The organism is Streptomyces katrae (assembly GCF_002028425.1).
Lineage (GTDB): Bacteria > Actinomycetota > Actinomycetes > Streptomycetales > Streptomycetaceae > Streptomyces > Streptomyces katrae_A.
Window position 1 is genome coordinate 3,688,949 of sequence record NZ_CP020042.1, and the last position, 12,449, is coordinate 3,701,397.

Below are 12,449 nucleotides of genomic sequence, written 5' to 3' on the forward strand. Positions count from 1 at the left end.
TTCCCGACAGTCCTTGTCTTTTCGGTCCGGGACGCCCTGTCAAGGGTCGCCGCAGGCGATCGCGAAGCGACGCGACGAAGGAGCGCCCTTGACAGGGCGGCCCGGATCGGAAGGACAGTGGGACTGACGGGAAGCCCCCAGCCCCTCTCTGAGACCGCCCGAGCGGGTCAGGCCAGGTCGTCCCGTCCGATCCAGCTGGGGCGCTCGGGGATGTCGGCCTCCCTTGGCGCGGCCCGTGGTTGTGGGGGCCTGGGCGGGCGGGGGCTCCGGGGCTTCCGCTGCTCCACGGGCTTCGGCTTCGGCTTTGGTTCCGGCTTCGGCTCCGGCGGTGGGGGTGGCGGGGCGCTGTCCTCGAGTAGCTCGGCGAGTTTGAACCGGTAGTGCCACGCGCGTGCGAAGCGGCCCTCCATGAGCAGCATGAAACCGTCGCCGTCGCCGTAGAGCCGCCGTCGGTTCACCTTGGTGAAGAGCGCGGGGTCGAACGCGTCCGCCCGTGCACGGAGGGCGGTCAGGGCCTCTTCCCTGGTCCCGTCCACGTGTCCCAGGACAGTGACCGACCAGGCCAACCCGTGGCCTTTGGGGATGTTCTGCTCCATGAGGAGCGCCCAGGTCGTCACTACGCCCGTCCGGCCGCCCAGTTGGCGAAGTCGGCCCAGGCCGTGGGTGCCAGGGTGAGGGTGGGGCCGAGGTTCTTGGAGTCCCGGACGTGGATGGCATGGGGGCACCCCGCCACCTCGACGCAGTTACCGCCGCCGCCGTCGCTGTAGCTCGACTTGCGCCAGTCGAAGGCCACTTCGACGCAGTTGCCGCCACCACTGTCGCTGTAGCTCGACTTGAACCACCGCAGGGTGCTGGTGTTCATTTCCGTTCTCCCGCCAACTGCTTGATGAGTCCCAGGGATTCGTCAGGGCTGAGCGCCTGTGCGCGGATCTTCGCATACCGCTGGATCAGCCGAGAGACCTTGGCCGGGTTGCTGATCAGGATGCTCTCGTCCTCGATCTCCATGTAGACCACGTGTTCGTGGTCCTTCGTCTCGACCAGTTTCATCGGGCCACGATCCCCGGCGTAAGTCCCCTTGAGGCCCCGGTCGAGGGGTAGGACCTGGACCGTTACGTTGTGGCGCTGGGCGTCATCCGCCAACGAGTGCAGCTGCTGTCGCATGATGTCCCAGCTGCCGAAGGGGCGACGCAACACCGACTCCTCCACGATCAGTTCGATCATCGCCGTCGGGTCACGGTCAAACAGCGCCCTGCGGGCGAGCCGAGCATCCACCAGTTCATGCACCTTGGCCGGGGAGACCTGTGGGTAGCTACCGGCGATGAGCGCATGCGCATACGCCTCGGTCTGGAACAGTCCGTCCAGAACCATCGTCTCGTAGGACGAGATCATGTGCGCCGACGCCTCCATCTGCGAGAACCCCCGGAACCGCACCGGGTACTTCTCCATCAGCACGTACTTGCGCCCCGCCTCGAAGATGCCCCTGTTGTCGCCGATGGCCCCCTCCAGGCGTTCCAGCATCTTGTCGCTGACCGGCTGGGCGCCCGTCTCCATGGCGCTGATCGCCGACCCCGTGTAGTTGGTGAGCCGCCCCACGGCCTCCTGGGTCAGGCCCTTCTCCAGGCGCAGGATTCGGGCGATCTCGGCCATCAGCTGTGTCGCCGGGCGTTCCTCCTCCGCGTCCGGTCCCCCGCCCCTGCTGCCTTCCGGCTTCGGCATAGCGAACACCCCCGAACTCAAACGAACTCAAACGGTCTCAAGCGCAGTTCGACGCAATCCCATGACTCTCAGGCCTTCAAGTCCGGGCTATGGAAAACGGTAGACCTGAGCCATCACGCTTGTTCCATGAACACTGAAAGTGACAGCCCCCTCACGCCCACCCCCACCTGGCTCCCGCCCGCCGGCATCGCGTTCCGCAAGGCCGGCGTGCAGTTTGACGCCCTACGCGTGGACGGTGACATGGGACGGGACCTCGCCGATCTGCTCGTGACGCTCACGGGCGGTGACCCCGGCCCCATCGTCGTGCAGGCCAACGGGCGCCGGCCCGTCTACTTCCTGATCCCCGTCGGCAGCGCCCAGTACCGCATGTGGCCCCCCGGGTTCCGGCGGCTCACGGCCGGGCCGCGCCGGACCACGTACATCCCCGTGCCCGCGCTCGACGGGGCCTGGCCGCTGGCCTGGCGGTGTCCGCCGAGGGCCGAGGACCGGTTCGTGCACGCGCTGCTGCTGCACCGTGCCGCCGGGCTCTACCAGGCCAGCTGCGAGATCTCCTCCGCCACCACCGCGCAGGCGTCCGCCGCCGGGTCGATCAGCGGGAAGTGACCGACCCCCTCGACCAGGGTCAGGCCCACGATCTCGCCCGCCTTCGCCGCCGCGGCCGCGTACGACTCCGCCACCGCCGGCGGGACCACGATGTCCTCGCGGCCCTGGACCACCGTCGTCGCGATGCCCGTCGGCAGGAGCGAGGCGGGGTCCGCCGACGGGCGGCGGGCGTCCCAGTGGGCCGGGCCGCCCAGCAGCTGGGCCGAGGCCCCGCCGCACACGCCGAGCTTCTCCGCGACCTCGAAGTCCGCGATGGGGGCCAGCGCCACCACGCCGCGCAGCTGCGGCGGGGAAGGCAGCCGCCACGGGGAGCCGGGCGGCAGGACGTGCCGGGCGGCGGCCCACAGGGCCAGCTGCCCGCCCGCGGAGTGGCCCGTGACCACCGTCCTGCGCGGGTCGGCGGCCGGGAGGGCGGACGCGAGGAGGCCGGGCAGGGCGTCCATGGCGGCGGCGACGTCGTCGAAGGTCTCCGGCCAGCGGCCCGCGACCGGGCCCTCGGAACCCTGGTGGGGCAGGGAACTCCCGCGCCGGTACTCGACGTTGGCCACGGCGAAGCCGCGCCGGGCGAGGAAGTCGGCGAACGGGGTGATGTGCTCGCGGTCGTACGGGGCGCGCCAGGCGCCCCCGTGCAGGACGACGACGAGCGGTGCCGTGCCCGCGGAGTCCCCGCGCGGGGCGTAGAAGTCGATGACCTGGTCGGGGTGTTCCCCGTACGCGGCGCTCGCGTCCGGCGCGACCGGGGGGTGCGCGAAGGCCGCGGCGGCCTCGGCGGCGTCCCGTTCGACTGCGGGGTCCGTCATCGGCTCGGCCTCTCGGTAACGCGTGTGACAGCGGGGACAGATGTTCCGGTGTTCCGGCAGAGCGGGACCGTATCAGGCTGCCACGTGCCCCTAGCCGTCGGGACGAGTCCGCACGGAGGCGGGCGGAGCCGCAGCCCCGCCCGCCCGGTGGTGTGACGTTTCGCTACCGCGTCACCCGAAAATGTGACCCAGCGTGCGCGCCGCGCGCTCGGCGTCGGCGAAACCGACGTAGAGCGGGGTGAAGCCGAAGCGCAGCACGTCGGGGGCGCGGAAGTCGCCCACGATGCCGCGGGAGATGAGCTCCGCCATCACCTCGCGGGCGCCGTCGGTGCGCAGGGAGACCTGGCTGCCGCGGTGGGCGTGCTCCTGCGGGGTGACCACCTCGACCGTGCCCGGCGGGACGTACGCCGCCACGCAGTCGAGGAAGAAGTCGGTCAGCGCGAGGGACTTGGCGCGGACGGCCTCGACGTCCACGTCCTCCCAGGCGTCCAGGGCCGACTCCAGGGCCAGCATGGACAGGATGTCCGGGGTCCCGACGCGGGCCCGGGCCGCACCCTGGGCGGGCGTGTACTGCGGGGTCATCGCGAAGGGCTCGGCGTGGCTGTTCCAGCCGGGGAGCGGGGAGTCGAAGGCGCCCTGGTGGCGCTGGGCCACGTACAGGTACGCCGGGGAGCCGGGGCCGCCGTTGAGGTACTTGTACGTGCAGCCGACCGCGAGGTCGACGGCGTGCGCGTCGAGGCCGACGGGGAGGGCGCCGGCGCTGTGGCAGAGGTCCCAGACGATCAGCGCGCCCGCGGCGTGCGCGGCCCCGGTGAGGGCGGGCAGGTCGTGGAGCCGGCCGGTGCGGTAGTCGACGTGGTTGAGGAGGACCACGGCCGTGCGCTCGTCCATCGCGCCCGCCGCGTCGGAGGGGTCGACCGGGACGAGGTCCAGGCCGGTCATCCGGGCGGCGGAGGCGGCGATGTAGCCGTCGGTGGGGAAGGTGGTGGCGTCGACCAGCATCGTGGTGCGGCCGGGCGCGGCCAGGCGGGCGGCGCCGACCAGGGCCTTGAAGAGGTTGACGCTGGTGGAGTCGCCGACGGTGACCTGGCCGGGGGCGGCGCCGACGAGGGGGGCGATGCGGTCGCCGATCCGCTCGGGGGCGGTCCACCAGCCGCTCTCGTCCCAGGAGCGGATCAGCAGCTCGCCCCACTGGCGGCCGACCACGTCGGCCACCGCGCCGGGGACGCCCGCGGGGAGGGCGCCGAGGGAGTTGCCGTCGAGGTAGACCACGCCCTCGGGAAGGGTGAAGCGCTCGCGGTGCTTGCCGAGGGGGTCCTCGGCGTCGAGGCGGGCGGCGCGGGCCTGGAGGTCGTTGAGCATCGCGTCAGACATGGCTGCGGGCCGTCCAGAGCTCGGGGAAGACGTTCTTGGACGCGCGCTTCTCCAGCCAGGTCACCCCTGCGGAGCCGCCCGTGCCGGTCTTGGCGCCCATCGCGCGGCGGGTGGCGACCAGGTGGTCGTTGCGCCAGCGCCAGACCAGTTCGGCCACGTCGGTGAGGATCTCGCCGAGCCGGTGCAGGTCGGCGTGGGCGCCGGCGGGGTCGGCGTAGAGGTCCGTCCAGACGGCCTCGACCGCGGCGGAGGGCTCGTAGCGCTGGGAGAGGTCCCGGTCGAGGACCGACTGCGGGACGGGCAGACCGCGGCGGGCGAGCAGGCGCAGGGTCTCGTCGTAGAGGCTCGGCTCGTGGAGGGCCTTCTCCAGCTCGGCGTGGACGCGGGGGGCGCCGCGGTGCGGGACCAGCATGGACGCGGACTTCTCGCCGAGGAGGAACTCCATCCGGCGGTACATCGCGGACTGGAAACCGGAACCCTCGCCGAGGGCCGCGCGGTAGGCGTTGAACTGCGCGGGGGTGAGGTGGGCGATCGGCCGCCAGGAGTGGTTGAGCGCTTCCAGTTCCCGGAGGGATCGTTTCAGCGCGTCCGTCGCGACCGGGATGTCGTCCTCGCGCAGGGCACGGGCGGCGGTCTCCCACTCGTGGACGATGACGGTGAACCACAGCTCCATGACCTGGGTGGTGACCAGGAAGACCATCTCGCCGGGGTCGTCCGAGCGAGGGTGCTGGAGGTGGGTGAGGACGTCCGCCTGGACGTAGTCCTCGTACGGGGTGGTGCCGGCGAAGTCGAGGTTCGGGGTGTCCGAACCGGCTCCGGAGGCATCAAGGGCGTGCGACATCGCTGTCTCCTCGACACGTGCTTCCGGGTAGCGGTCCGCTCCTTCCGATTGGGTGAGTGGAGCCCCGGTCCCCTGCATCGCATCATAAACAGGAGATCCGGGGCGCCTCTAGGGCACTCGGCCCGGCCGTTACGCGAGCGTGTCCGCCGCGGTCGGGGAGGAGTCGCGCAGGAAGGTCGAGCAGCGCTCGTACTCGTCCTTCTCGCCGATGGCGCCGGCGGCGCGGGCCAGGGCGTGCAGGGCGCGCAGGAAGCCGCGGTTCGGCTCGTGCTCCCACGGCACCGGGCCGTGGCCCTTCCAGCCGGCGCGGCGCAGGGCGTCCAGGCCGCGGTGGTAGCCGGTGCGGGCGTACGCGTAGGACTCGACGGTCCGGCCGGCGGCGTAGGCCTCGTCGGCGAGGGCGGCCCAGGCGAGGGAGGAGGTCGGGTGGGCGGCGGCCACCTCGGCGGGGGCGGTGCCGGCGGCGAGGGCCTCGCGAGGCGCGGGCTCGTCGGGCAGGTGGGTGGGGGCGGGGCCCCCGAGCAGGTTCTGGTGAATCGACATGCGTTCAGTGTGTCGGATCGGTGTGTCCGATGCGGCCGGGCGGCCGGGCGGCCGCCCCGGTGAGCTGCTTCGGCGGTGCGGCCGGGGCGGGCTCGGCCGTCCGGGTGGTGGCGGGGGCGGAGGGCGGTGGGGGGTCTGCCGCCGCCCGGACCGTCGACAGGTGGGCTGCCGCCCGGGGGTCCGCCGCCCGGTGGGCCGTCGACGGGTGGGCTGCCGCCCGGGGGTCCGTCGACGGGTGGGCTGCCGCCCCGGGCTCCGTCGCCGGGTGGCGGGGGGCCGGGGGGATCGTGGGCGGGCGGGTGGCGGCCAGTTCGCGGCGCAGGACCGGGACGATGTGCTCGCCCAGGATGTCGATCTGCTCCAGCGCGGTCTCCAGCGGGATCCCGGCGTGGTCCACGGTGAACAGCTGGCGCTGGTAGTGCCCGTAGACCTCCCGGAAACCGAGGATCTTCTCGATGGCCTCGTCGGGGCTGCCCACGGTCAGCGGGGTGCGTGCCGCCGCCTCCTCCAGGGACCAGTGCCGGGAGCGGGCCGGGGAGCGGTCGAAGTAGGGACGGAACCCGCTCAGCGCGTCCTGCGAGCGGGCCCGTACGAACAGCTGGCCGCCGAGGCCGACGATGGCCTGTTCGGGGGCGCCGTGGCCGTGCTCGGCGTAACGGGTGCGGTAGAGCTCGATCAGGCGGGCGTAGTGCCCGACGGGGGCGAGGAGGTTGTCGGCGAAGAACCCGTCGCCGTAGTACGCGGCCCGCTCGGCGGTCTCCGGGGAGCGCACCGACGCGTGCCAGACGAAGGGCGGTACGCCGTCCAGCGGGCGGGGCGTGGAGGTGAAGCCGTCCAGGCGGGCGCGGGAGCGGCCCCGCCAGTCGACGTCGGTCTCGCGCCAGAGGCGGTGCAGCAGGGCGTAGTTCTCGCGGGCGAGGGCCAGGGCCTCGCGCAGGTCCTGGCCGAACCACGGGTAGACGTCGGGGGTGTTGCCGCGGCCGGCGATCAGGTCGAGCCGGCCGCCCGCCAGGTGCTGGAGCAGCGCGTACTCCTCGGCGACGCGCACCGGGTCGTTGGTGGTGATCAGGGTGGTGGCGGTGGAGAGGATCAGCCGCCGGGTGCGGGCGGCCACGTACGCGAGCAGGGTGGACGGCGCGGAGCACACGTAGGGCGGGCTGTGGTGCTCGCCGGTGGCGAAGACGTCGAGGCCGGCCTCCTCCGCGCGGACGGCGAGGGCGGTCATGGCCCGGATGCGTTCGTGCTCGGTCGGCATGCGGCCGGCCCGGGGGTCGGGCGCGAGCTCACCGACCGAGAAGATGCCGAACTGCACGCCGCTGCTCCCGCCTTCCCACGCCCCCGTGCCGCCGTCGCGGGTCCCGACCGTGCCCGATCTGCGGTGATCCGGCCAGTTCCGGCCCGACAGTCCGTCAAGTCGCGGAGGTGGTGGGGATCCCACCACCTCCGGGGTGATCGCGGTGACCGGCACACCTCCCCCAACGGGGTGTCCTCGTCGGACGGTAGAGGGGCAGTGGACGCACGCCGAGGGGGCATGTCGTGGAAGCGGTCATGGGCAGCAGCAACACCGTCACGGGCACGGGGAGGAACACGGGGGCATCCGCGGGGGCGGGGGCCGGCGAGGGGAGCGGGCGGCCGGATCCGGCCCGGCAGGCGGCCGACGACCTGTGCGCCGCCGTCCTGTCCTCCCTGCGCCGCAAGGACCAGCGGGAGAAGGGCAGGCGGTACGTACAGGGGCTGCTCGCCCTCCCGGGACGCAAGTCGATGCGCGGGATCGCGGGGCAGGTCGGCGGCGGGGCGGCCGAGCAGAGCATGCACCACTTCATCTCCAGCTCCACCTGGGACTGGCAGCCGATCCGGGCCAACCTCTCCCGGTTCCTGGAGGCCGCGAGCCCGCTGACGGCGTGGGTGGCGCAGCCGATGGCCATCCCGAAGGGCGGGGAGCACTCGGTGGGCGTGGCCAACCGGTTCGACCCCCACCAGGGCCAGATGTTCCGGGGGCAGCAGGCGTTCGGGACCTGGTTCGCCTCGGCCGCGCTGGCGACGCCGGTGGGCTGGGAGATGTTCCTTCCGGAGACGGAGACGGACCCGGAGCAGGACCCCGAGCGGGGGCGGGGGCGGGAGCCGGGGCGGCCGAAGGGATACGCGGCGGAGCCGTCGGGGGAGCACGCCGCGCGGGCCGCTTACGAGGAGGCCGCGGCGGCCGCCGTGATCTCCACGGTGCGGCGCAGCGGGAGCCCGGTGCGGCCCGTGGTGCTGGACATCCGGCAGATCGGGACGCGCTCCACGATGAACCGTTTCGCGGAGGCGGGGCTGCCCGTCATCGCCCGGATCAGCCCGTCCACCCCCCTGCTCGTCACCGATCCGGCGCTGCCCGGGCACGGGGCGGGGGCCCGCTGCGCACGGGACGTCCTGCAGGCGGTGAAGGGGCTCAGCACGCCGGTGGAGTGGACCGACCCCGATCCGGCGGCCGGGCCCGGCCGGCACCGCAGCACCCTCGCGGTCGCGGTGCGGGTGATGATGCCCGACCCCTCGCCGGCCCGCCGCCGCCACCTGCTGCTGGTCGGGGAGTGGACGGATCCGCGGCGCGCCCCGTCACAGCTGTGGGTGACGGACCTGGTGCGGCTGCCGGTGGGCCCGCTGCTGCGGCTGACGAAGCAGGGCCGGCGGGTGGCGTTCGCCGCCGAGCACAGCGGTCAGGAGGCGGGGCTGCGCGACTTCGCGGGGCGGGCGCTGCCGGGCTGGCACCGGCACGTGACGCTGGCCTCGGTGGCACACGCCGCGCGGGCGCTGACGGCGACGGAGGGCTACGGGCTCTCGTACGGGGCCGCGTAGGGGGCGGCGCCCGAGCGGTTGGCGGCGGTGCGGCGGTCGTGCAGGACGGCACGGGTCTTGCGCAGCCGCAGCGCCATCTGGATCTCCAGCGCCCGGCCGGGCTTCTGCCAGTCGGGGCCGAGCAGTTCGGCGATGCGCTCCAGGCGGCGGGAGACGGTGTTGGGGTGGACGTGCAGGGCCTCGGCGGCGTGGGTGGGACTGGCGCCGGAGGCGAAGTACGCCTCCAGGGTGCGGGTCAGCTCCGCCGGGCGGCCGGAGTCGTACTCCAGGACGGGGCCGATGGTGCCGGTGATGTACGCCTCCACGTCGTGGTCGGCGGACAGCAGCAGGCCGAGGAAGCCCAGTTCCCGCAGGGAGGCGGTGCCGCCGACCCCGTCGAGGGCGGTCAGCGCGTCGAGGCAGCGCACCGCCTCGGCGTAGGTACGGGCCACGTCGCCGGGGGCCGCGGTGGGACCGGCGGCGCCGGTGGACACCGCGTGGCCGAGCAGCGGCGACAGCTCGCCGGAGGCGCGGTGGGCCGCGGCCGAGGCGTCGGTGCCGGGCAGCACGAGGACGATGCAGCCCCGGCGGACGCCCTTGAGGCCGCCCATCCGGTAGGCGTACGAGGAGGCCCAGGCGACGGCCTTGCCCAGTTCGCCGCCCTCCGGGCGGGCGACGACCACCACGTGCGGGCGGTCGAGGTCGATGCCGAGCCGGCGGGTGCGTTCCAGCAGGTGCGGGTCGACGGAGTGCGGCCGGTCGAGGAGGTCGGCGAGGAGTTCGTCGTGGACGGGGCCCTCGGCGGCGGCGGTGCCCCGCTGGATGAGCATCAGGGAGGCCACGGACTGGGCGGCCAGCTGGAGCAGCCGTACGTCCTCGTCGGCGAGCGGGGCGGAGGGGCTGAGCAGGAGCACCCCGAGGTCCTCGGCTCCGGCGAGGACGGGGGCCAGCCACAGGCCGCCGGGCAGCCGGACGGGGCGCCGGAGGGTCAGCGCGTGGAGGGCCCCCTTGGTGACGGCCTCCTCGTCCAGGTCCGGCAGTTCCCCGGTGGCGGTCAGCGGCCGTCCGCCCGGGTCCCGTACCTGGAGGACGCCGTCCAGCGCGTCGGCGGTGGCCCGGGCGAGGGTGGGCAGGCCGGCGCCGTCCAGGACGAGTCCGGCGAGGCGGGCGTGGCACTCCCACAGGTGGCGGACGCGGGTGAGGGCGGTGTGGGTGCGGGAGCCGAAGGCCTCCAGCTCGGTGACCTGGTCGCGGGTCTGCTCCAGCAGGCGGGCCTTCTCGATGGCGACGGCGGCCAGGTCGGCGAGGGAGAGCATGATGCCGATCTCGTCCGGGCTGAACTGCCGTACGGCGCGGTCGGAGCCGTAGAGGGCGCCGAGGGTGGAGTCCCCGCGGCGCAGCGGGACGGCGATGATCGCGTGGAGGCCTTCGGCCTCGACGACGGCGTCGATGCCGGGGGCGTGCGCGATGGCGGGGTCGGCGAGGTAGTCCGCGGTCCACACCGGGGAGCGGCGGGCCTGGGCGATGCTGCCGAGGCCCCGGCCGGTGCCGAGTTCGAGTCCGACGTTGAAGGCGGTGGTCTCGCCCTCGGAGGTGCGTACGTACGCCGTGCCGTCGGGGCGGCTCAGGGACAGCCAGGCCATGTCGAAGCCGAGGAGGCGCCGGGCGCGTCGGGTGATCAGGCGGAGCAGGCCGTCGATGTCGTAGGGGGAGGTCAGGTCGTGCGCGGTGTCGACGAGCGCGGTGAGGGCGGCTTCGCGCTGCCGGCTGCGGCTGGCGCGGGCCTGGACCGAGCGGGCCAGTTCCAGGGCGCGGATGAGCCCGTCGAGGGTGGCGTCGTCGGCGCCGGCCGCGCGGGCGTCGGTGAGGAGCGCCTCGTACCGGCCCGGCGGGGCGTCCGCCGCGAGCAGTTCCAGTACGGCCAGTGCGCCCGCCTCGTCCCCGCGCATCCTGCCGACCCCCTCCGACCAGCTGTTTTCCCCGCTTCCCGTCCCGAACCTAGGTTCCGGGCGGCGAAGGGTCAAGCAGGGGTCAAAGGCTGGCCGGGCGGTGGGCTCCGGCCTGGCGGTACGCGGGCTCCGGCCGGGGAGTCGCCTCCGGCCGGGCCGTGGGCTCCGCGCCCCGTCAGCGGCGTACCGCGCCCGCCAGGGTGAGGCCGGGGCCGGGGAGGGCGGCGCGCAGGGCGGCCACGCGGGTCTCGGCCCGGCGCAGGGCGGCGAGGTAGGTGCCGTCGTGGTGGCGGCCCTCGGCACCGCGCAGGCCCGCGAGTTCCAGGAGCAGTTCGCGGTGGTGACCGAGGGCGAGCTCGGCTTCGACCCACTGGCCGAGTACGGACAGCCGGTCGGCGTCGAGGGAGGCGGTGCGGCCGCGCAGCCAGGTCCCGGCGTCGATGCCGTCGAGTGCGGGGCCGGTCCACAGGTCGAGGGCGCGGCGCAGCCGGGAGGCGGCCTGGGCGAAGTCCCCCCGGCCCATGGCCCGGTAGCCGGCGCCGGCCTCGCGTTCGAACTCGCGGACGTCGCAGCGGCCGCCGCCGGTGTCGAGGAGGTATCCGCCGGGACGCGCGGCCAGGACGCTCTCGGGGGTACGCACCGAGCCGGCCCCCAGGGCCTCCGCGAACCGCTCGCGCAGCCGGCGTACGGCGGTGTGCAGGACGGCGCGCGAGTGTTCGGGCGAGGTGTGGCGGGTCAGCTCGTCGGCGAGCACGCAGACCGGGACGACCCGGTCGGGGCAGGCCGCGAGGGCCGCCAGGACGTGCCGGGACTCCGGTGTGGGGGCGGTGATGGGCACACCGTTCTCGGTGACCCGTGGTGCGCCGAGTACCTCAATGTCCACAGTGTTCTCCCTGGGCAGGCGAGCAAAAAAATAATACCCGGGGGGATCTTTTTGGGAAGGGGCGGGGCTGGTGGGGCAGTTCAGGCGGCGGGGTCGTCCTGATCCCCGAACTCCCCGGCCGGGGCGACCCCTCCGGCGCAGCCGACCCGGCAGGTGTGCGCGCCCAGCGGCCCGTGGAGGGCCCGGGCTCCGCGCCCGGGGGCGGTGTCCAGGCGGATCGCCACGGCCGGGACCACCACGTTCGGCATCACGTGCGTGTAGAGCTCGGCGACCTGCGCGTCCAGGTCGAGGCCGAGGGTGTGGGACATGGTGTTCAGCCCCGCGTACGCGCCGACGATCAGCCGGGCGGGCACGACCGGTTCCACGCCGGGCAGCAGCTCCCCGCGGTCGCGGGCCTCGGAGAGCAGGCCGGTGCACAGCTCTATCCAGGTCTCGTAGGGCGTCGCCCGGTCGAGGTCGCGGCCCGTCTGGTCCAGCGTGAGCCGGGCGCTCGCCCGGATCAGCACCTCGTGCCGCATCCGGTGCGAGAAGACCATGCCGATGTCGACGAACTCCTGCGCCTTGTACGGCTGGGGCAGGGCCTGCGGCTGGCCCTGGTTCTGCGCGTCGATGACGGCCTGGGCCAGGCCTTCCTTCGACTCGAAGTGGAAGTAGAGGGCACCCTTGGTGACCTTGGCGATGTTGACGATGTCCGAGAGCTTGGCCGCGTCGTAGCCGTGCTCCTCGAACACCACGGCCGCCGCCTGCAGGATGGCGTGGCGGGTGCGCACCGCCCGGTCCTGCTTCACCTGGGGTCTCTCGGTCTTCATCGGTGGCGTCGCCTCTCCTGGCCCGCCGGCTTCACATTCCCACGGGTACGTTTTCCGGTATTCCACACCATCGCGCGGGTGGACGTCCACCGGCCCTGTCACCTCGCGCACACGAAAGAG

At 73.8% G+C, this 12,449-nt stretch carries 12 protein-coding genes and 1 pseudogene; 2 read left to right on the plus strand and 11 right to left on the minus strand.

Annotated elements, in window-relative coordinates; translation table 11 throughout:
- Positions 1 to 167 precede the first annotated feature (167 nt).
- The 3 genes from B4U46_RS16620 to B4U46_RS16630 form a co-directional block, all read right to left on the minus strand.
- On the minus strand, positions 168 to 536 hold the full coding sequence (locus tag B4U46_RS16620) for a hypothetical protein (protein ID WP_237292921.1): 369 nt from the start codon (positions 534 to 536) through the stop codon (positions 168 to 170).
- Between the two features lie 80 nt (positions 537 to 616).
- On the minus strand, positions 617 to 862 hold the full coding sequence (locus tag B4U46_RS16625) for a DUF397 domain-containing protein (protein WP_079428272.1): 246 nt from the start codon (positions 860 to 862) through the stop codon (positions 617 to 619).
- Complete coding sequence (locus B4U46_RS16630; protein WP_237292923.1) at positions 859 to 1,716, minus strand: helix-turn-helix domain-containing protein; 858 nt, start codon at positions 1,714 to 1,716, stop codon at positions 859 to 861. The genes B4U46_RS16625 and B4U46_RS16630 overlap by 4 nt, the downstream gene beginning before the upstream one ends.
- Before the next feature lie 126 nt (positions 1,717 to 1,842).
- Between B4U46_RS16630 and B4U46_RS16635 the strand changes: the two genes are divergently transcribed.
- Complete coding sequence (locus tag B4U46_RS16635) at positions 1,843 to 2,319, plus strand: hypothetical protein (RefSeq protein ID WP_237292926.1); 477 nt, start codon at positions 1,843 to 1,845, stop codon at positions 2,317 to 2,319.
- Here the strand turns inward: B4U46_RS16635 and B4U46_RS16640 are convergent.
- The 5 genes and pseudogenes from B4U46_RS16640 to B4U46_RS16660 all read right to left on the minus strand — a co-directional run.
- Complete coding sequence (locus tag B4U46_RS16640; RefSeq protein ID WP_079428276.1) at positions 2,244 to 3,119, minus strand: alpha/beta hydrolase; 876 nt, start codon at positions 3,117 to 3,119, stop codon at positions 2,244 to 2,246. The two genes, B4U46_RS16635 and B4U46_RS16640, sit on opposite strands and share 76 nt — an antisense overlap.
- A gap of 171 nt (positions 3,120 to 3,290) precedes the next feature.
- Positions 3,291 to 4,493 carry a kynureninase gene (gene kynU, locus B4U46_RS16645; RefSeq protein ID WP_079428278.1) on the minus strand — a complete coding sequence of 401 codons (1,203 nt, stop codon included), beginning with the start codon at positions 4,491 to 4,493 and terminating at the stop codon, positions 3,291 to 3,293.
- The gene (locus B4U46_RS16650) at positions 4,486 to 5,334 is read right to left on the minus strand and encodes a tryptophan 2,3-dioxygenase family protein (protein WP_079428280.1); all 849 of its coding nucleotides are present in this window, start codon (positions 5,332 to 5,334) and stop codon (positions 4,486 to 4,488) included. Before B4U46_RS16650 ends, kynU begins: the two co-directional genes overlap by 8 nt.
- A 129-nt stretch (positions 5,335 to 5,463) precedes the next feature.
- The gene (locus B4U46_RS16655) at positions 5,464 to 5,877 is read right to left on the minus strand and encodes a DUF3151 domain-containing protein (RefSeq protein WP_079428282.1); all 414 of its coding nucleotides are present in this window, start codon (positions 5,875 to 5,877) and stop codon (positions 5,464 to 5,466) included.
- Positions 5,878 to 6,121: 244 nt separating this feature from the next.
- A pseudogene (locus B4U46_RS16660) lies at positions 6,122 to 7,189 on the minus strand (CE1758 family FMN-dependent luciferase-like monooxygenase); the annotation flags it as partial.
- Positions 7,190 to 7,425: 236 nt separating this feature from the next.
- Between B4U46_RS16660 and B4U46_RS16665 the strand changes: the two are divergent.
- Positions 7,426 to 8,709, plus strand: a complete 1,284-nt coding sequence (locus tag B4U46_RS16665; protein WP_237292928.1) for a transposase — start codon at positions 7,426 to 7,428, stop codon at positions 8,707 to 8,709.
- Here the strand turns inward: B4U46_RS16665 and B4U46_RS16670 are convergent.
- The 3 genes from B4U46_RS16670 to B4U46_RS16680 all read right to left on the minus strand — a co-directional run bounded on the left by B4U46_RS16670 (position 8,682) and on the right by B4U46_RS16680 (position 12,329).
- Entirely contained in the window at positions 8,682 to 10,637 is a 1,956-nt protein-coding gene (locus tag B4U46_RS16670) for a helix-turn-helix domain-containing protein (protein WP_079428285.1), read from the minus strand. The two genes, B4U46_RS16665 and B4U46_RS16670, sit on opposite strands and share 28 nt — an antisense overlap.
- A gap of 175 nt (positions 10,638 to 10,812) precedes the next feature.
- Positions 10,813 to 11,520: an AfsR/SARP family transcriptional regulator gene (locus B4U46_RS36585; protein ID WP_159402097.1), complete on the minus strand. Its 708-nt coding sequence runs from the start codon at positions 11,518 to 11,520 to the stop codon at positions 10,813 to 10,815.
- Positions 11,521 to 11,600: 80 nt separating this feature from the next.
- Complete coding sequence (locus tag B4U46_RS16680) at positions 11,601 to 12,329, minus strand: ScbR family autoregulator-binding transcription factor (RefSeq protein WP_167747592.1); 729 nt, start codon at positions 12,327 to 12,329, stop codon at positions 11,601 to 11,603.
- Positions 12,330 to 12,449 lie beyond the last annotated feature (120 nt).